13 protein-coding genes are annotated in these 19144 nt (G+C 71.5%); 6 read left to right on the plus strand and 7 right to left on the minus strand.

The genetic code is table 11. The annotated features are described in order from the left end of the window. Positions 1-288: 288 nt before the first annotated feature. A complete protein-coding gene (locus ACZ562_RS16890; RefSeq protein WP_471179154.1) occupies positions 289-3030 on the plus strand; it encodes a SpoIIE family protein phosphatase in 2742 nt (913 codons plus the stop codon). A gap of 90 nt (positions 3031-3120) precedes the next feature. On the opposite strand, the gene ACZ562_RS16895 is transcribed toward ACZ562_RS16890, so the two are convergent. After that, a complete protein-coding gene (locus tag ACZ562_RS16895; RefSeq protein WP_471179156.1) occupies positions 3121-4011 on the minus strand; it encodes an ABC transporter substrate-binding protein in 891 nt (296 codons plus the stop codon). A 270-nt stretch (positions 4012-4281) separates the two neighbouring features. On the opposite strand from ACZ562_RS16895, the gene ACZ562_RS16900 reads away from it, so the two are divergent. Both ACZ562_RS16900 and fxsT read left to right on the plus strand, forming a co-directional pair. Beyond that, positions 4282-5763, plus strand: coding sequence for a VMAP-C domain-containing protein (locus ACZ562_RS16900; protein WP_471179159.1), 1482 nt, complete (start codon positions 4282-4284; stop codon positions 5761-5763). A 339-nt stretch (positions 5764-6102) separates the two neighbouring features. Further along, a complete protein-coding gene (fxsT, locus tag ACZ562_RS16905; RefSeq protein WP_471179161.1) occupies positions 6103-10044 on the plus strand; it encodes an FxSxx-COOH system tetratricopeptide repeat protein in 3942 nt (1313 codons plus the stop codon). Between the two features lie 59 nt (positions 10045-10103). Here the strand turns inward: fxsT and ACZ562_RS16910 are convergent, their stop codons facing one another. The 3 genes from ACZ562_RS16910 to ACZ562_RS16920 all read right to left on the minus strand — a co-directional run bounded on the left by ACZ562_RS16910 (position 10104) and on the right by ACZ562_RS16920 (position 13316). Beyond that, positions 10104-11930 carry an HEXXH motif domain-containing protein gene (locus tag ACZ562_RS16910; RefSeq protein ID WP_471179164.1) on the minus strand — a complete coding sequence of 609 codons (1827 nt, stop codon included), beginning with the start codon at positions 11928-11930 and terminating at the stop codon, positions 10104-10106. 17 nt (positions 11931-11947) lie between these two features. Beyond that, complete coding sequence (locus ACZ562_RS16915; protein ID WP_471179167.1) at positions 11948-12121, minus strand: hypothetical protein; 174 nt, start codon at positions 12119-12121, stop codon at positions 11948-11950. 130 nt (positions 12122-12251) lie between these two features. Further along, positions 12252-13316 carry an effector-associated domain 2-containing protein gene (locus ACZ562_RS16920; protein ID WP_471179169.1) on the minus strand — a complete coding sequence of 355 codons (1065 nt, stop codon included), beginning with the start codon at positions 13314-13316 and terminating at the stop codon, positions 12252-12254. Between the two features lie 306 nt (positions 13317-13622). On the opposite strand from ACZ562_RS16920, the gene ACZ562_RS16925 reads away from it, so the two are divergent. Both ACZ562_RS16925 and ACZ562_RS16930 read left to right on the plus strand, forming a co-directional pair. Beyond that, on the plus strand, positions 13623-13802 hold the full coding sequence (locus ACZ562_RS16925) for a hypothetical protein (protein ID WP_471179172.1): 180 nt from the start codon (positions 13623-13625) through the stop codon (positions 13800-13802). Between the two features lie 8 nt (positions 13803-13810). After that, complete coding sequence (locus ACZ562_RS16930) at positions 13811-15526, plus strand: HEXXH motif domain-containing protein (protein WP_471179174.1); 1716 nt, start codon at positions 13811-13813, stop codon at positions 15524-15526. Here ACZ562_RS16930 and ACZ562_RS16935 read toward each other — a convergent pair whose 3' ends face one another. Next, a complete protein-coding gene (locus ACZ562_RS16935) occupies positions 15527-16003 on the minus strand; it encodes a GNAT family N-acetyltransferase (protein ID WP_471179177.1) in 477 nt (158 codons plus the stop codon). 116 nt (positions 16004-16119) lie between these two features. Here ACZ562_RS16935 and ACZ562_RS16940 point away from each other — a divergent pair, with 116 nt between their 5' ends. Then, positions 16120-16773, plus strand: coding sequence for a rhomboid-like protein (locus ACZ562_RS16940; RefSeq protein WP_471179179.1), 654 nt, complete (start codon positions 16120-16122; stop codon positions 16771-16773). A 130-nt stretch (positions 16774-16903) separates the two neighbouring features. On the opposite strand, the gene ACZ562_RS16945 is transcribed toward ACZ562_RS16940, so the two are convergent. Together ACZ562_RS16945 and ACZ562_RS16950 are read right to left on the minus strand one after the other, a co-directional pair. Beyond that, the gene (locus ACZ562_RS16945; protein ID WP_471179182.1) at positions 16904-17428 is read right to left on the minus strand and encodes a hypothetical protein; all 525 of its coding nucleotides are present in this window, start codon (positions 17426-17428) and stop codon (positions 16904-16906) included. Between the two features lie 201 nt (positions 17429-17629). After that, a complete protein-coding gene (locus tag ACZ562_RS16950) occupies positions 17630-19129 on the minus strand; it encodes an MFS transporter (RefSeq protein WP_471179185.1) in 1500 nt (499 codons plus the stop codon). Positions 19130-19144: the final 15 nt, after the last annotated feature.

A 19144-nucleotide genomic window follows, 5' to 3' on the forward strand; every position in this document is an offset into this window, starting at 1 on the left:
CCCCGGTCCGTTCTCCTCAGCCGGGAGGGCCGGGCTGTCGTTCATTGCCATCGGTGGAACACCTCCTCACCGGCCTGACCACTCACACCCGCACCGACGCAACTGACCCACGGCAGGCGCAGGCCGACCAGCAGTGACGGTCAGCAGTGCCTTGCTCGCGGGGCCTGATTACGGAGAAGGTCGGGGATGCACGCCGACGAGCCGACTCGTGGCCGACGAGACCGAACGGCGCGGTTACTCGCCGGATTGCACTCCAGCACGGTCTGCCATGCGATCCATAATGCGCATATGGGTATTCCTGGATCATTTCCGCGGACAGGGGGGCGGCTGCGCTCATCGTTGAATCCGCGAACCGTTGCAGGCCAGGTCTTCCTGCTGCAGCTGGTGCTCGTGGTGCTGCTGGTCGCGGGGGCGCTGGTGACACTCCTGCTGCAGGACCGGCGTCAGGCGACCGCCGAGGCGCGTGGCCGGTCACTCTCTGTCGCTGAGGCGTGGGCCAACTCCCCGGGCATCGTGAACGCGATGACGAGCCCGAATCCGACGGCGGCGCTGCAGCCACCCGCTGAGCGGGCCCGGAAGCGGTCAGGGGTGGACTACATCGTCGCGCTGAGCCCCTACGGCTTCCGATGGACACACCCCGACCCGAGATTCATCGGGAAGCACGTCAGCGCCTCTTTCGACAAGGCGCTGACCGGCGAGCCCTACCAGACGACCTTCGACAGCAGCCTGGGGCGAGCCGTTGACTCCACCGTTGCTGTCTTCGACGGCAAGGGCTCGGTGGCCGGCCTGGTCACCGTGGGGGTCACGGTGAAGCGGGTGAGCAGCACGGTGAACCACCAGCTGCCGGTGCTCTTCGGCTCGTCCGGCATCGCCCTCCTCCTGGCCGCCGGGGGATCCGCGCTGGTGAGCGGGCGGCTACGGCGCCAGACCCACGGCCTGGGCCCGGTGGAGATGACCCGCATGTACGAGCACCATGACGCGGTGCTCCATTCGGTCCGCGAGGGTGTACTGATCGTTGACGGGAACGGGCGGCTGCTGCTCGCCAACGACGAGGCGCGGTGGCTGCTGGATCTGCCCGAGGACGTCGAGGGGCACCGGGCCACCGACCTCGGCCTGAGCCCGACCATGGCCTCGCTGCTGGTGTCGGGGCGAACGGCAACCGATGAGGTGTGTCAGGCCGGGGATCGGTTGCTGGCCGTCAACCTGCGGACGGTGGGTCGCAAGGGAGGTTCGCAGGGCAGCGTGGCGACCTTGCGGGACACCACCGAGCTGCGCGCGCTTGCCGACCGGGCCGACTTGGCGCGCGGACGTCTGCAACTTCTCTACGAGGCCAGCATCAGGATCGGCACCACACTCGACGTGGCCCGCACGGCCCAGGAACTGGCTGAGGTGGCCGTGCCGGGGTTCGCCGACTTCGTCACCGTCGAGCTGTTGGAACCGGTCCTCAGCGGTGGAGAGCCGAACGCGGCGAGCACCGAGATGCGCCGGACCGCGGCCGCTGGTATCCGGGACGACCAGCCCCTCTACCCGGTCGGGAAGCTGATCCGTTTCGTTGCCGACAACCCCGTGGTGTCCACCGTGGCCAGCGGCCAGCCGGTTCTGGTGCCGGACCTCGCCGCCTCCGACGGCTGGCGCTCCCAAGACCCGGCAAGCTCCCGGAGAGTGCTGGACTACGGCATCCACTCCCTGCTCTCGGTGCCCCTGCAGGCCCGCGGCGTGGTGCTGGGCATGGCCGAGTTCTGGCGCTCCGAGCATGGCCCGTTCGAACAGGACGACCTGACGTCCGCCGAGGAACTGGCCGCACGGGCGGCAGTCTGCATCGACAACGCGCGCCGCTACACCCGGGAGCACACCACGGCCGTCACCCTCCAGCGCAGCCTGCTGCCCGGCAGACTGCCTGAGCCGTCCGCCCTGGATGTGGGCCACCGCTACCTGCCCGCGGAGGCCGGCGTGGGAGGGGACTGGTTCGACGTCATCCCACTGCCCGGAGCCCGGGTGGCCCTGGTGGTCGGCGACGTCGTCGGCCACGGCTTGCACGCCGCCGCCACCATGGGTCGCCTGCGCACCGCGGTGCACAACTTCTCCGCGCTCGACCTGCCTGCCGATGAAATCCTCGGACTCCTCGACGATCTCGTCACCCGTGTCGACCAGGACGCGGCCGCCGAGGGTGAGTCCGAGGCCATTACGGGTGCCACCTGCCTGTACGCCATCTACGACCCGGTCTCCGGGTCCTGCGTGGTGGCCAGGGCGGGCCATCCGGGGCCGGTTCTCGTGTCCGCCGACGGCTCCGTGACCTTCCCCGAGGTCCCTGTCTCCCCGCCCCTCGGTGTAGGCGGCGCCATGCCCGTCGAATCCGCCGAACTGCAACTTCCCGAGGGCAGCCGACTGGTCCTGTACACCGACGGCCTCGTCGAGAACCGCACCCGTGACATCGACGCAGGCCTCGACCTGCTGCGGGACACCCTGGCGGCCGCCCACCCGGACGACAGTCCGGAGGACACCTGCCAGCGGGTGATCGATGCCATGCTCCCTGCCCGGCCCGTCGACGACGTCGCCCTGCTGGTCGCCCGAACCCGCCGACTGAACCAGGAACAGGTCGAGAACTGGGAGGTCCCGGATGACCCCGCCGCAGTCCCCGGCATCCGCGCGGAGGTGACCCGCAAGCTGGACACCTGGGGCCTCGGTGACATCTCGTTCTCAACGGAACTGATCGTCAGCGAGCTGGTCACCAATGCCATCCGCTACGGCGCCGCTCCCATCCGGCTGAGACTGCTGCGTGATCGTAAGAACCTGGTCTGCGAGGTCACCGACAGCAGCAGCACCTCGCCTCACCTGCGTCGGGCGACTCTGACCGACGAGGGAGGCCGCGGTCTTTTCCTGGTGGCTCAGTTCTCCAGGCGGTGGGGTACGCGATACACGGATCGAGGCAAGATCATCTGGACCGAGCAAGCCATCGACGAGACGGGAGACGATGCCGCAGGGAAATCTCAGGAAAGCCTGCTGGATCTGTGGAGCGACATGGAACCGTGACCGCTGTTGTCACCTTTTCCGTTTCCGTTGTCCACCAGCGCGATTCGGCGTACATCAAACGCCGGAGCGCAGCAGGACCGTCGGACTCGGTCATCCAAGTGCTGGATCGACCGGAAAGTACGGAATCTCGGCCGGATCACGGCCATAGGCCTTTCCCAGATAGGTGGCCGAGAGCTTGGCGAGGGTCCCGTCATTGATCAGTTGCCGGATGATCCGATCCATCGGCGCTTTGTTCGGGGATCCCTTCGGATAGAGGGCACCATAGTGCTCGCCGGTCCGGTACTGGCCGACGACCTTCATTGTGCCCCTCGACTCCTGGGCAAACGCCAGCAAGATCGTCGTGTCGTGCACGACCGCGTCCACGCGCCCGTGAGCCAGCGCCGAGAGCATGTCAGGGGGAGTGCGAAACGCCGTCACCGGTCCGTCCGGCTTCAACCGGCTCTCGACGAACTCCTCACCCGTTGTTCCAGCGCGGACTCCGATGCGAATGTGATGCATACTGCGGGCGTTGACGGTCGCACCGCTCTTCGTAAGCACCCCCTGGTTGGCAGAAAGGTAGGGCGGGGAAAAGTCGGCCACCTTCTCGCGCTGACGGTTGATCGTGATTTCCGACAGCGCCAGGTCGAAGTCTTTCGTCTTACCGGACACGATCTCGGCGAAAGGCGCGTCCTTCACCTCGACCCGGTCGAGCCCGGCACGGTAGGCGATATTGGCTGCCATGCAGTACTCGTATCCGTCCCGGATCGAGTCAGGCGATGAGCCATTCCACCAGCCGGGCGCCGGCAGGCTCACTTTGACCGTCAGCGCACCGGCCGACGCAGGAGTGAGCTTGAACTGTCCGTAGTTGCCGGTCACCTCGCAGTCACCGTATGCCGGGCGGGCTCCACGGTCCCCTCCATCATCGACGCACGCCGCCAATGTGATGGCAATGGTGAAAGCTCCGATGGCGGCCCGGGTGACGATCACTGCGGTGGTGGGCATGGCACCTCCAGATGAGCACCAACCCCATTGTTCCCAGTAAACATCCTGGAGCCTCCCAGCGCGTGGCCGCAGGACAGGCCCACCGAGCCCGCTCTTCATCTCGAAGCCTCCTCGGCCTCGCCGTCCGCCTGAGCACCCACCGCCCCGTAGCTGCCGAAACGGGGGGCTCCGACAGCAGAGGGTGACGTTCCTCTGCCGTGCCCCGCTCCGCGGCCTTAGGCTGGTCGGCACCATCAGGGATCCGCGCCGGCTTGTCTGGAGGTAACGGGGTTGAGAGGGCGTAGTCCGGAACGGGTCCGCAACGAGCTGGTCGTCTCCATCGTGGACGCCCTCCAGGGCTCGGCCACGGTGAACCATCCGAGCAGCCGGGAGCTGTGGCGGCAGATGCTCGCCGACGAGCTCGGGTTACCCGTGGAACCGTTCGGGGGAGACCGGCTGCGGCCCTGGCTGCTGCAGGTGGTCAAGGAGTGCATCGCGGTCGGCGACGGCCTGGCCTGCCTGGTGCGGACGCTGGAGTACGTGGAACAGCAGTCCGCGAGCGTGGCCGAGCTGTGGCCGCTCGTGGACGAGTGGGAGGCCGTCGACTTCTTCGCCAACGCCGACCTGCGCGACCTGCGGCCCGTCCTGCTCTCCATGAGGCACTCGGAGCTGTCGGCCATGGCGCGCCGGGCGAGCCGCTCCCGGGTGCAGGAACTGCCCCCGTGGTGCCAGACGGCGTGGCAGGTCTTCCTCCGTCTGGCGGGCCAGAACGCCCAGCCCGGCGACCTGCCGCCCAGCATGGCCTTCCTCGCGCTGTCGGCCGACCGGCTGGTGGAGGACGGCCGGGCGGACGCCGCCGAACAGCTGCGCCGCTTCAACCGCGTCCAGGCCGGTGCCCTGCACCTGGAGAGCCCGCTGGCGGACTGGCAGCACTCGGAGTTCCCGCAGCCCGCACCGTCCCTCGTGCCCGCGTATCTGATGATCCAGTTCGAGCCGGACCGGATCGAGACCGGCCGCTACTACCTGTCGCACTGGCGCCAGTCCGACTCCGAGGGCTGGCACCCCGTGCGGGGCGAGACCGAGCACCTGCACCGCGACGAACTGCCGGGCGCGGTGGAGCAGCTGATCGAGGAGGCCGAGGAGCGGTGGGCCGACCTGCGCCAGCCGGTGATCCTGGAGTTCGTCCTGCCGTGGGAGCTGCTCAACGAGCCCGTCGAGTGGTGGTCGAAGGAGTCCGATTCCGAGGCCCCGACCCCGCTGGCCCTGGACTATCCGGTGGTGGTGCGCAGCCTCGAGCGCTTACAGCGGGCCGCATGGCACCGGCCCTGGCACACCAAGTGGCGGCAGCTGCGGGAGCGCCCGGCGGACAGCCACTCGCACTGGAGCACTCCGGCGCAGGACGGAGCGGACGGCGCGTACTTCTTCCATCTGGAACGTGAGCTGAAGGAGGACCGGCACGCGGTGTGCCTGGTGCTCAGCCGGCCTCCCGGCGACGACTCGGGCATCGGCCGCCGCGAGATCCTCGCCGGGCTGCGGGCCGGTGTGCCCGCGATGATCTGGCACCGCAGCGACTGTTCGGACCCTGTGTTCCGGGACGCCATCGGCGAGATACTGCAGGACCGGGGGCTCGGCAGTCTGGCGGAACGCGTGGGGAAGTGGCGCAAGGAGGCGCTGGCTCTCGGCCCCGACGGCTGGGAGCAGCACGTGGGCCGCCACATGGCGATCCTGCTGGACGATCCGGAGCACAAGCCGAGCCCGCCGGGACCGGTGTAGTCCGCCATGGCCCCGCAGACGGGGGCGCGCCCCGGGACGGGCCCGTGGCCGCCCCGCGCAGGCAGGAACTGGACGGTCTTGCACACGACTTCCCGGAGTGCCACGCTGGTGCCGAGACAGGCCCACCGGCCGTCAGGCGTGCTCGACACCACAGGGGGGCGCGTACCACCCGCCGTTCGACTGTCCTACCTCTCCACCCGTCCCCTGTGGCCTGCCGTCTTGCACCGCACGCAGACCACTGCCAGGCTTGGCACGTGGATGTCACGCATGCCCGCGGACTGCGGGACTCCTCGGTACTTCCTTCGTCCTCGGGCACTACCGGACGCTCTGAGAGCGCTTATGCAGTGTGACGACGGCCCACGAACAGCACCGGCAACGGCACTTGACGACACGTCGATCGACTCGCTGCCGCACGCCCTGAACGGGCTTGCGCCCGCGGACTCCGCGGACCGGCCGGCGGTCCTGCTCATCGTCGACGACCATGTGACGATGCGCGTCTGGGACGAGACGGTCGGCCGTCTGGCCGACGACCTCGCCCGCCAGGAGCGGCTGGGCCCCGTCTCCCGGGTACGGCTGCTCAGTTCGGACGACACCGAGCCGGCCCGTATCCGGCTGGAGCACCTGCCGCCCGCCGAGACCGGCCATCGGGTGGTGCTGGTGCTGACCGACGGTCTGGCCGCGGGCTGGCGCTCGGACGCGGTCTTACCGCTGCTGCGTGAGCTCGGCCGGGCCGAGCCGCTCGCGGTGCTGCACATGCTGCCGCAGCGCCTCTGGTTCCGGACCGGCCTGGACCCGCACCGCATGCGGCTGCGCGCCGCCCGCCCCTGGGCCCCGAACCACTCCCTGAAGTGGCAGCTGCGCACCTCCCCCCTCGAACCGGTCGCGGACGACGCGGCCGCGCGGGCCGGCGTGGTGCCCGTGCCCGTCCTGGAACCGACCGAGCGTTCCCTCAGTGCCTGGGTCGACCTGGTGTCCGGGCGCCCCGGCGACTGGGTCGAGACCTCCGGAGTCCGGGCCCGCGACTGGAAACGGCGCGCGGACGCGGCGCGTGCCGTGCCGTGGGTCGACGACGTGCCCGACCCCTTCAGCGCCGTGCCGCCGTGGGAGCGCGTCTCGGAGTTCCGGGCCGCCGCCTCGCCCACCGCGTTCGCGCTGGCCACCCGTCTGGCGGCGGCCCCGCTGACGCTGCCCGTGATGAGTGCGCTGACCGCCTCGGTGCCCGGCGCCGGACCCGCCCATCTCACCGAGCTGCTGATGAGCGGCCTGGTGCGGCCCGCGGGCGGGGAGGCGGAGCGCGCGGCCGAAGTGGCCTTCGCCTTCGGCCCGAACATCCGCCAGGAGTTATTGGCGCTGTCCCGCCGCCGGGACACCGCACGCGTGCTGCACGACGTGAGGGCGCTGCTCGCGGCCCCGTCCGCCGGCGCCGAGCCGGTGCTCCCGTCCGCCGACGAACTGTCCGAGACGGCCGCGGTGCCGCCCGTGACCCGGCGCAACGTGGCGTTCCTGCGCGTCGAACTGACCGCGCTGCGCGCCCTGTCGGGGCGTTTCCTGGCCCGCGCCGAGCGGCTCGCGCGGGCGCTCGGCGAGTACGACCGGCGTAACACCCTCAGCCTGCGCAAGCGCGCGGGCGCCCGCACCGGGCGCCGGGACCCCGCCCCCCGAGCCCCCAGGGGGCCCGAGACAACTTCAGAAGGAGCCACTGCCATGGCCACCACGCAGCAGCAGCCCGCGGTGGAGAGCGGGCGCTCGACGCAGCCGCGTATCTGGGGCAACATCCCCCCGCGCAACCCGAACTTCACCGGCCGCGTGGACCTTCTGGAACGACTGAGCGAACGCCTTCAGGAAGGCACGACCACCGTGCTGCCCGAGGCCATCCACGGCATGGGCGGCGTCGGCAAGACCCAGCTGGCCATCGAGTACGCCTACCGGCACCAGGCCGAGTACGACATCGTCTGGTGGATTCCCGCCGAGCGCCCCGGCCAGATCGGCCAGGCCCTCGTGGAGCTCGCCCAGCGGCTCGGCCTCGGCACCAGCGCCGAGGCCAACATCGCCGGTCCCGCGGTGCGCGAAGCACTGCGCGAGGGGCGGCCGTACTCCCGCTGGCTGCTGATCTTCGACAACGCAGACAGTCCGGAACGCGTCCGCGACTACTTCCCCACCGGCGGCAGCGGCACCATCCTCGTGACCTCCCGCAACCGCCGCTGGAGCGTGGTGGGCCACTCCCTCGAGGTCGACGTCTTCACCCGGGCGGAGAGCAAGGAACTGCTGCGCCGCTCCGGCCCCGCCGGGGACGACCTCGACGACGCCGAGGCGGACCGCCTCGCCGACGCCCTCGGCGACCTCCCGCTCGCCCTGGAACAGGCCGCCGCCTGGCGCGCGGAGACCGGGATGCCCGTCTCGGAATACCTGCGCCTGTTCGAGCACAAGCGCAACGAACTCCTCGAGGTCTCCCCGCCGCCGGACTACCAGCTTCCGGTCGCGGCCGCGTGGAACGTCTCCCTCGACCACCTGGAGACGCGCAGCCTCACCGCACTGCGCCTGCTCCAGCTGTGCTCCTACTTCGCGCCCGACCCCATCTCCCGCTCCATCTTCTCCGGCCTCGGCGGCTCCAGCATCGACCCGGAACTCGACCGTGCCCTCAACGACCCGATGCGCCTCGCCCGGGCCATACGGGAGATCAACCGCTACTCGCTGGCACGCATCGACCACCGGACCAACTCGATCGAGATGCACCGCCTCGTCCAGGCAGTGCTGATCAACCGCATGACCCCCGAGGAACAGAACCGCATGCGCAGTGGGGCCCACACTCTCCTGGCCGCCTCCGACCCGAAGGGGCCGAACCAGGCCGCCAACTGGCCTCGCTACGCCGAGCTGTACGGCCATGTCATCGCGTCGGACGCCATCGAGTCCGACCAGCCGTGGGTGCGGGAGCTCGTGCGGAACGTCGCCAGGTACCTCTGGTACTGGGGTGACCACACGGTCGCCGTCGAGTTCTCCGAGCAGGCCTGGCAGACCTGGCAGCGGCTGCACGGCGAGGATGACCAGCAGACGCGCCTGATGGGCTGGTGGCTGTGCTTCCTCTACCTGAAGGTGGGCCGCCATGCCGAGGCCTCACGGCTCGTGGCCCAGCTCAAGGACGTCTACGCCCGCACGGCGCCCTCCGGCCGCGAGGACACCCGGGAGGACGCCCTGGAGACGATCAACCTCGAAGCGGCGGTGCGGCGCGTCGAGGGCGACTTCGCCGCTGGGGCCGAGCTGGACGAGGTGGCGTACGAGCGGGCCCGCCGGGCCTTCGGCGAGGACGATCCGACCACCCTGGTCACCGCTCACAACCTCGGAGTGAGCCTGCGTATGGTCGGCAACTTCCAGCGCGCGCTGGAACTCGACCGGCACACGCACGCGATGAAGGCGCGGCTGTACGGCCGCGACCACACGCAGTCGCTGATGACCGAGGCGAGCATCTCCATCGACGTGCGCGAAACCGGTGACTACGTCGGCGCGCGGTCCCTGCAACAGGCCGTCGTCGACGGCTACCAGGCCGTCCTGGGAGCCGGCAACCCGTCGACTCTGCAAGCCGTCCGGCAGCTGAGCGAGGCCTGCCGCAAGGAGGGCGACCCCGCCACCGCGCTGGAGCTGGCGCGCGACGCGTTCAGCCAGTTCACCCGCCGCTACGGGGACACGCACCCGGAGGCCCTGATGGCCGCGCTCGCCCTGTCGGTGGCGCTGCGGCACAACGGCGAGCTGGAAGCGGCCCGTGATCGCGGCGAGAAGGCGTGCGACCGGTTCCGGAAGATCTTCCTGCCCGACCATCCGCACGTGCTGGCGGCCGACATCGACCTGGCGGTCACGCTCCGACTGCTGGGCCGGGTGGAGGAGGCCAGGCAGCAGGACGAGGCCGCGCTCCGGTCGCTGACCGACCGCCTCGGGGAGAGCCATCCGACCGTGCTGGCCTGTGCCATCAACCTGGCGAGCGACCTGAGCGCGCTGGGGCGGACCGCCGAGGCCCGCGAACAGGGCGAGAAGGCGCTGGCACTGTGCCGGGCGAGCCTGGGCGAGGACCACCCCACCACACTGGTGTGCGCGGCCAACCTCGCCCTCGACCTCGTCGCCGTCGGTGAGGAGACGCGGGGCGAGGCACTGCACGCGGACACCCTGGAGCGCATGGAGCGGGTCCTGGACGCCCCACGCCAGCGTGCCTCCCAGGCCACCCCGCACCCCGCGACCGAGCAGACCCGTTCCCGGGTACGGGCCAACTGCGACATCGACCCGCTGCAGCTGTGATCTGAGCGCCCGCGTCGGGAGCCGAGCCCCCGGTCACTCCGGGGGCCGAGCCCCCGTGCTCACGCCGGGCCGGGCAGGGACGCGCCGAGCCAGGTGGCGAGCCGGACCGGGTCCGGGGGCGTGCCCGTGGCCCGGAACAGGGCGGCCCGGACGGCCGTCGCTCGTTCGGGGTGGCGGCGCAGCAGCCGTGCCGCTGCCAGGTCCGTGCCCCCGAGTTCCAGCGCCAGTCCCAAGCCGGCCCAGGCCGCCGCGGCCGGTCCGGGTTCCTCGGTCAGCCGCGCCACGTAGGCGTGCCGGGCGGCCGTGGCGTCGCCCGCGGCCAGCAGGGCGTCGCCGGTCAGGGCGCCGGTGACCCGGGCCGCGGTCTTCTCGGGTTCTTCGGGGGACTGCCGGCCGTCGTCCGGGCCGCCGAGGCGGTGGCGGACGAGCATCGCAAGGCTGTCCAGCCAGCGTGCGGAGGGGTCGGGCACGACGTGGGGCTCGGCGGCCAGGGAGGCGGGCGGCACGCTCGCCCCGTCCAGCCATGCGCGGACGGTCTCGTCCACCGCCCGTGCGGCGGGCCGCAGATGGTGGGCCCGCCAGCGGGCGGCGTGGTCGGCTGCGCACAGCCGGGCCAGGGCGAGCGGCTCCTCGGGGACCGGCGCGTCCAGCCACTGCGCGCAGCGGTCGCGCAGCGTGTCCAGCAGCGCCGCGCCGAGCGGGGTGAAGTGGGGGTGGCCGTGGATCTGGTCCATCGCGGTCGTCACATGGGCCCGCCACAACGCGAACTCGAAGTGGGCCATGGCGTCGTGGGCGCCAGCGCCCTGACGGCGGCCGTGCCAGAAGCGGGTGATCCCCATGAACGCGTAGATCCCCTGGAGCAGTCCCTGGAGCGGCCTGGGGTCGTCCCGCCAGGGCGCGTACCACCGCTCCCTGCCGATGTCCGGTCCGCGCTCCAGGAGCGGCGTCAGATGCAGCAGGCCGCCGAGTTTGGTGTGCTGGAACTCGTGCACGAGCGTCACGGCCAGTTGAACGGCGTCGTCCGGTTCCGAGACCTCGATGCCGCCGAACGCGTCCCCCGTCGTCACGCTGCGCGGGCGAAACCTTTCCCTTGCGGGGGTGGGGCTGAGGGAGAACACGCCCCGCCGCATGGCCTCAGCCGTCGCGGGCTGCTCGCGCAGCAGCACGGTCCACGCCCGCTCCAGCACTCGCCGCCACTGCGCCGCGGCCTCGTCGGACAGCGGACGGGGCTCGGTGGGCTGCGGATAAGTCCGGTACGGGTCCACGTCGTCCAGCACCACGTCGAGCCGCTGCCCGGCCGGCCCGACCGCGAGCCGGCGCACCGCGTGCCACCCCGGTCCCGGCGTGCCCGGCGGGAGCGGTACGGCGACCGTGGCCCCGGCCGTCTGGACCACGGCGCGTCCGGACTCGGCCCGCACCGTGGCCGTCGTCCACGCCCCGGCCGCGGGAACCGTCGCACAGCCCAGGGTCGGCAGCGGTACCCGGCCGTGCCGCACGGGTACGTCGATGGTGAAGTCCAGGCCCGCGAGCAGCGCGGCCGCGGCGGCGAGGGCGGAGACGTGGCCGATATCCACCCACAGCGGCGGCCCGTCCGGCGGTGTCGCGTTGCGCAGCCGACGCAGTGTCCCGGCGAGCCACATGCCCGTCTGCGGGTACATCAGCACGTCGTCGACGACGGAGGGGGAGCGCCGCTGAGCCTCGCTGAGGAGGTCCCAGGCGGGGCCGAGGGGGGTCGCGTCGTCGAGGATCCGTAACAGCAGCAGACGGCGGCTTCGTTCGGCCGCGAGGAGGCGCTCCACGGTGGCCGGTCCGCCGTCGCCGCAGGCCAGTTCGGTCAGGCTGTCATGGGGCAGGAAATGATGGGGCAGGGAGGGCTCAGCGCGCATGGGCGAACCCGGCGTCGTCAGTCGAAACGCTCCGCGTCTCCGCCGCCGAAACCATTGACGCTGGCCAAGGGCTGATCGATCCTTTGCAGCAGCTCCTCCAGAGATGCGGCGAGATCCTGACCGTCCATGGAGCGCAGCGTTTCAAGGGACACCCCCGCGAGATCGACAAGGTTGGACTCGACGGCGGCCACAGACGGCTCCATGACGGCCAAACCCCTTTCCCCCGGCTATATGTTGGATGTGGGCTGCCTACATCCTCCTGATAATGGCCCGCGGCACGGAGGATGAAACCCCGCACCCCCGCGGCCGTGCCATATCAGGTCAGCGCCCTTCATCGGCTTCGCGGTGGCGCCGGGCCAACTCCACCGCCTCCTGGTCCATGCGGGCCACCCCGGCGGAGTCGCCCTCCAACAACCGTATCGCTTCCAGTAATTGGTCGATGGTCCCGGGATATCGCAAGCAGGTCCCGAGGATGCCGAACACATCCGGCCGCAGGGCCGGTGACCGGGGGCTCATCGCCGAGACCATGGGGTCGATGCTGTTCAGCAGCAGCGCCAGGGTGGTGGGATCACGCACGGTGGGGAGCGCGGTCAACGCGTCGACCAGTCCGCTCAGTTCGCGCAGGGGCAGGCGGTCCGGGAGGCGGGCCGGGGCGACCGGCCGCGACGCGGCCGTCTCCGGGGAGTCGAAGCGGACCAGTTGGGAGGCCGAGCCGGGCAGTCCGGCGCACCGGCGCAGCAGAGCCAGTTCGGGCCCGGTCAGCAGTTCGTACCAGCGGTCCACTCGGACGGCGGCGAGGCGGCCCAGCCCGTCCGTGCGGTGGTGCGCGGCGACGAGCCCGATGAACGTGCCGTCGTGCCAGACGGCCGCACCGGACATGCCTTCCCAGGGCGAGCGGTGCGGCTCGGTGTCCGACTCGGGCGGAGTGACCGCGAGTTCGAGGGTTCCCTCGCGGCGGTTGGACAGTACGGAGGTCATCCCGGTCGCATGGCACGAGTCGCGGTACTGGGAGGGCGAACCGTCGTCGAGCAGCCGCATCCGGTCCTCGCGCAGCTTGAACCGGGGAAAGCCCACGGCGCTGCACGGCAGCACGACGTCCGCGTCGGGTACGGCCCCGTACACGGGCGGCTCGGTGACGGCGGCGTGGACGCCCTCGGACGGCGTCGGCCCCGCGATCTCCAGGAGTGCCACATCGGCCTTCTCCGCGGCGAGGACGACCTGGGCGGGCACCGTCCACTCGTCGGCCCGGTCGGCCTCGAACCGTACCCGTACGGCGTCCGGCTCGGCGTGCCGCACGACGTGCGCGGCGGTGACCACCCACCGCGGCCCGACCCGGTATCCGGAACCGCGCCGTCCTGGACCCCCGCCGCCGGGTGAGCCCGCCATGACCTCGGCCACCCGCTGCGGATCCAGTCCGCGCCCTCCGCCTGCCGCCGGCACTCTGCCTGGCCCACCCTTCTGTGCAGCCTTCTGCGCAACTCCTCGTTCGGTCCGGGGAGTTCGACAACCGGGCTTCTACCCGGTCCGGTCGGCCGTCACTCGATTCGGGGGGATTCAGCGGTGTGGTCCTGTGTGACGCCTGTGGTGCGCTACGGTTCACTCAAGTGGCCCGAAAACCGCACAAAGTGGTTTGTCAAGCCGCAATCACGGCATTATGTGCATCACCACCTTCACTGTCACGGGGACGGCGCCATGGAGAAGTCCGGAGTCGAGTCGGAACTGATCGACCTCAGCGACATCCCGTTGGACGCCTGGCCCTCCCTGGACCTCCGGTCCGCCGGCGACTCGATGCGGCGTCTGCTCGCCCGTATCGACGACCCCGCGAGCAGCCTCGGGGGCTACCAGCCCCAGCGTGACGCATACGGCGAGTAGGTCCCACCTTGTTCCAGACGCCCCGCACCCACGTCCTGTCCCCGGAGTCCTTCGACGAACTGCTGGGTGGTGGAGGGGGCCCGGCCACGGTGGGCGCCCTGCGCGCGAGCGAGCGCAGCTGGCGGCTGCTCGTCGTACGGGCCCTGCTCGACTCGGCCGCGACGGCACCGGCCGGCCCCCTGCCCGCGCCGGCCGACGGCTGGCGGCTGCTGATCCGGGCCTGGGCGGAGTCGCGGGAGGCGGTGGAAGCCCTGCTCGCCTATCCGGCCGTCGGCGTGTGGGCGGCGCACACGCTGCGCCGGCTGCGCGGGAGCGCCGAGGACGCCGCGCCCCTGTGGGCCGACACCGGCCACCTCCACGCGCTCGCGGCCGCGGCGGCCGTCCGGGCAGGCCTTGGGTTCCGCACCCACGTCCCCGTCCGGCACGGGTGGGCGGTGCTGCCCTCGCTCGGGGCGATGCGGCTGGCCGGGCAGGGGAAGTGGGGCGTGGCCGAGGTCTCCGCGGACGCCGGACGCGTGCGGATCGCCGGGCGCCCGCTGGAGGGGCCGGACTGGCACCCGCTGACGGAGCTGCGGGCCGACGGATGCACCCTGCTGCTGGACGCCGTCGACCCCTACCGTGCCCTGCGGAAACCGGTCGCGGCCGAGCCCCTCGACGCGGCCGCCGGATGGCAGGAGCTGTTCGGCGAGGCCTGGGAGATCCTGCGCGGCACCGACCCCGAGGCGGCCCGGGCCCTCGCCGACGGGCTGGTGTCGCTGGTGCCCCGCCCGCGGAGCGAGCGGTTCCGGCCGCACAGCGCCTCCTCGGGCGACGCCTTCGGCACGGCGCTGGCGTCCTTCCCGGACGACGCCGAGCAGTTCGCGTCGACGCTGGTGCACGAGTTCCAGCACAACAAACTCAGCGCGTTCATGCACCTGTTCACGCTGTACGACGACCGGGACACGGCCGGGCCGCACTACGCCCCGTGGCGCGACGATCCCCGGCCGCTCGGCGGACTGCTCCAGGGTGTGTACGCCTTCTTCGGAGTCACCGCGTTCTGGCGGCGCCGCCCGCACGCGCTCGGGCAGTTCGAGTTCGCGCTGTGGCGTTCCCAGACGGCGTACGCGCTGCGCGCGATCGGCCCGTCGGACGGGCTCACCGACCTGGGCCGACGGCTGGTGGCCGAGCTGTCCGGGCGACTGGAACCCTGGCTGGCGGAACCCGTGGACGCCCGGGTCCGGGCAGCGGCCGACCTCGCGGCCGCTGACCACCGCGCGACCTGGCGCGCCCACCATCTGCGGCCCGACCCACAGGAGGTCCGCGCCCGCGCGACGGCCGTGCCCGAACCCGGCCCCGCACCCGCCGGGCCGACGCTCGTCCCGGGCACTCCGGCGCGCGGCTTCGACACGCGTGCGGTGCTCCTGCGCTGGCTGCTGGCCGACCCGGTGGGCTTCGAGGGCCTGCGCGACGAGCCGGGCGCCACGGTGGAGGGGGCGCGGCCCGAGGACGTCGACCTGGTCACGGGCCGGACGGCCGAGGCGCTCGCCGCCTGCCGCGCCCGCATCGTCCGGGGCGACGGCGACCCCGACACCTGGGTCGGACTCGGCCTCGCGGCGCGGGCCGAAGGGGACCCGGCAGGGGAGGGGCTGCTCGCCCGCCCGGAGCTGGCGATGGCCCTGTACGCCGAACCAGGCGGCCGGGCCGATCCCCTGGAGCTGGGCCGCCGGCTGGCCCCGCGGGACTGATCAGCCCTTGCCCAGCCGTTCCAGCGCCTCGTCCGTCAGCCGGTACACCGTCCACTCGTCCTGCGGGCGTGCGCCGAGGGACTCGTAGAAGCCGATGGCCGGGGTGTTCCAGTTCAGGACGGACCACTCCAGGCGCTGGTAGCCGCGGGTCACGCAGACGCGGGCGAGTTCGCCGAGGAGGGCCCTGCCGTGGCCGCCGCCGCGAGCGGTGGGGCGGACGTAGAGGTCCTCGAGGTAGATGCCGTGGACGCCGCGCCAGCTGGAGAAGTTGAGGAACCAGAGGGCGAAGCCGACCGCCTCGCCGGTCGTGTCGTCGGCCGCGATGTGGGCGTACGCGGCGGGCCGCTCGCCGAAGAGGGCCTCGTGGAGTTGTTCCCGGGTCGCCCTGGCCTCGTGCGGGGCCTTCTCGTACTCGGCGAGTTCGCGGATCAGGGCGTGGATGACGGGGATGTCGGCGGGAGTCGCGGCACGGATCACGGGGGAAGGCTAACCCCGGCCGCGCGCCGCTTCCCAGCGAGGGCCAGCTTGCCACCGCCGGCTGTTGCGGGATGTCGATCACGTGGCGGACCCCACCGGCGTGCGTGAATCGGCTCATGCGAATTCGCCGGGGCCTGAACAGGGTGTGGACGTACGTCCGCGGCGCCCCCGGAACGTATGTCTGGCTGGCGGTCCTGTTCGTCACCACCGTGGCCATGCACCACATGTCGCCGCGGTTCGAGGACGAGTTCCTGCGGCAGCGGTCCACCAACCTCCACGAGCTGTCCCAGCACCCCGTGCGCGTCCTGGTGACCAGCGCGATGTGGATCGACGGCGGGATCTGGCTGCCGTACGCCGCCCTCTACAGCCTTTTCCACGCGCAGGCGGAACGCTGGCTCGGCACCCTGCGCTGGCTGCTGGTGTGCGTGGCCGCGCACGTGCTGGCCACGCTCGTCAGCCAGGGCGCGCTGGGGCTGGCGATCCGCGACGGCCGGGCTCCGGACTCGGCGGCGAACACACTCGACTTCGGGGTGAGTTACGCGCTGGCGGGCGTGATGGCGGTCCTCACGTACCGGATCGCGGCGCCCTGGCGGTACGGGTACCTGGCGGCCCTGCTCCTGCTGTACGGGTGGCCGCTCGTGGCCGGTCCGACCTTCACGGACTTCGGGCACTTCGTCTCGGTGGTGACCGGGCTGGCCTGTCATCCGCTGGTCGGAGGCCGTGGAAAAGCATGGAATCCGACGGAGACACCGGCCGCGCACAGGGGTTGACGTCCCGGCCATGAGCGGCTCGGCTTCGTCCACCGGAACGAACAGCAGTTGTTCACCACTTCGGGCGGCACCCCACGGAGCGTGGAAAAACGAACCCCCAGCAGAAGTGACGGCTGGCAGCCCGGTCTGATCAGTCGCCGGTGGGGAGAGGCTCGTGCTGGGTGTCGTCCAACGCGGCTACAAGGCCGTCCAGGATCTCCACGAACTCCGGTACCGGGACTTCCACGACGAAGACGTGCCCGGCGTGCGCGGGATGCGTGAGCAGGTGCTCCTCGCGCCAGAACTGAAAGGTGAGTGTCAGGCTGTCCCGGTTGCGGAACAGCGAGCCGATCAGGTTGTCCGTGGTGGGACCCCATTCCAGTCCCCGGTAGCGGTTGCCGGGATCGGCGTCGGAGTCGTCCGGCGTCTCGGAACCCAGGAGACGCAGGTGGTTGACCTCGGGGGGCAAGTCGGACCACGGCAGTGGCGAACCCTTGCCGGAGCGCAGACCGTCAGCGGTCGCCAGCACCGTGTGCCGGAACTGCGCAACGAAGGCCATGTTGTCGTCGCAGGTCAGCCACTGCCCGGCAGCCCACAGGTCCACTCGACGCAACCCGTGATCCTTTTCGCCGAGCTCGACGGCGAACCTGTCCCTGTCTCCCAGGAGTACGGTCACGCACGGACCGTTTCAGGCTCCCGCACCCCTACGCAAGCCTGTTTTCGGGACTGTGGACCGCGTATCCGGCGGGAGCCGGCGACGCACAGCGCCGAGTCGTCGCGGCTGGCACGGTGGGCGGACCGGGTGGCGGGCAGGCGCTGAGACCGTTCGGGGGGCGGGGAGGGGCTCCGCGGTCCGCTGAGGCCCCTCCCCGCGTTCTCAGGCCACCGACTCCGGCACCGGCGTGCCCGCCGGGGCGCCGTGTTTCGGGGGCTTCGCCGTCACCATCAGGCCCGCGATCAGGCCGGCCAGCAGCATGATGCCGGCAGCCCACCAGATGGCGACCGTGTAGCCGTGGACGATGCCCTCCCGGGTGACCTGTGCCTGCTGTGCGGGGTCGCCGAGGTGGGCGGCGATGTAGGCGGTGCTGCTGGTCGTGGCGATCGTGTTGAGCAGGGCCGTGCCGATGGAACCTCCCACCTGCTGCGAGGTGTTGACGGTCGCGGACGTCACGCCGGAGTCCTGCGGGGCGACGCCCGCGGTCGCGGTGGCGAACACCGGCATGAAGGTCAGGCCCATGCCCAGGCCCATCAGGAGCAGCGCGGGAAGGATCTCCGTCGCGTACGCGCTGTCCACGGTCATCTGCGTGAGGATCACCATGCCGCCGGCGGCCAGGATCATGCCGGGGACCATCAGCGTGCGCGGCGGCACGCGGCTCATCAGCCGGGCCGAGATCTGGGTGGAGCCGATGATGATCGCCGCGGTGAGGGGGAGGAAGGCGAGCCCGGTCTTCAGCGGCGAGTACTCGAGGATGACCTGCAGGTAGTAGGTCATGAACAGGAACAGGCCGAACATGCCGATGATGGCGAGCCCCATGGTCAGGAAGCAGCCGGCCCGGTTGCGGTCCTTGACGATGTGGAGCGGCAGCAGCGGCATCGGCGCCCTGGACTGCCACCACACGAACACCACGAGAAGGACGACCCCGGCCGCGAACAGGGCCAGCACCAGCGGGTCCGTCCAGCCGCGTGGCTGGGCCTCGCTGAAGCCGTAGACGATCGCGACGAGGCCGCCGCAGCCCAGCACGGCGCCGGGCACGTCGAGGCGGGCGCCCGGGTGGCCGGGCTGGTCGTGGACCAGGGCGAGGGCGCCGAAGAAGGCGATGGCCGCGATGGGCACGTTGACGTACAGGCACCAGCGCCAGTTCAGGTACTCGGTGAGCAGCCCTCCGACGATGAAGCCGATCGCCGATCCGCTGCCCGCGAGGGCGCCGTAGATGCCGAACGCCTTGCCGCGTTCCTTGGGGTCGGTGAAGGTGGTGGTCAGCAGCGACAGGGCGGACGGGGCCAGTACGGCGGCGAAGGCGCCCTGGAGGGCGCGCGCCCCGAAGAGCATGCCCGAGCCGGTGGCCGCGCCGCCGAGCGCGGAGGCGGCGGCGAAGCCGACGAGGCCGATGACGAAGGTGCGCTTGCGGCCCACCAGGTCGGCTATCCGGCCGCCGAGCAGGAGCAGGCCGCCGAAGGCCAGGGTGTACGCGGTGATCACCCACTGGCGGTTGCCGTCCGAGATCCCGAGGTCCTGCTGGGCGGAGGGCAGCGCGATGTTCACGATGGTCGCGTCGAGGACCACCATCAGCTGCGCGAGGGCGATGATCACCAGGCCCCACCAGCGGCGGGGGTCGGCGTTCTCGGGAGCGGGTTCACCTGTTCGGGTGACACTCACCCGGCCAGAAGACCA

Source organism: Streptomyces sp. NPDC040410 (assembly GCF_055595715.1).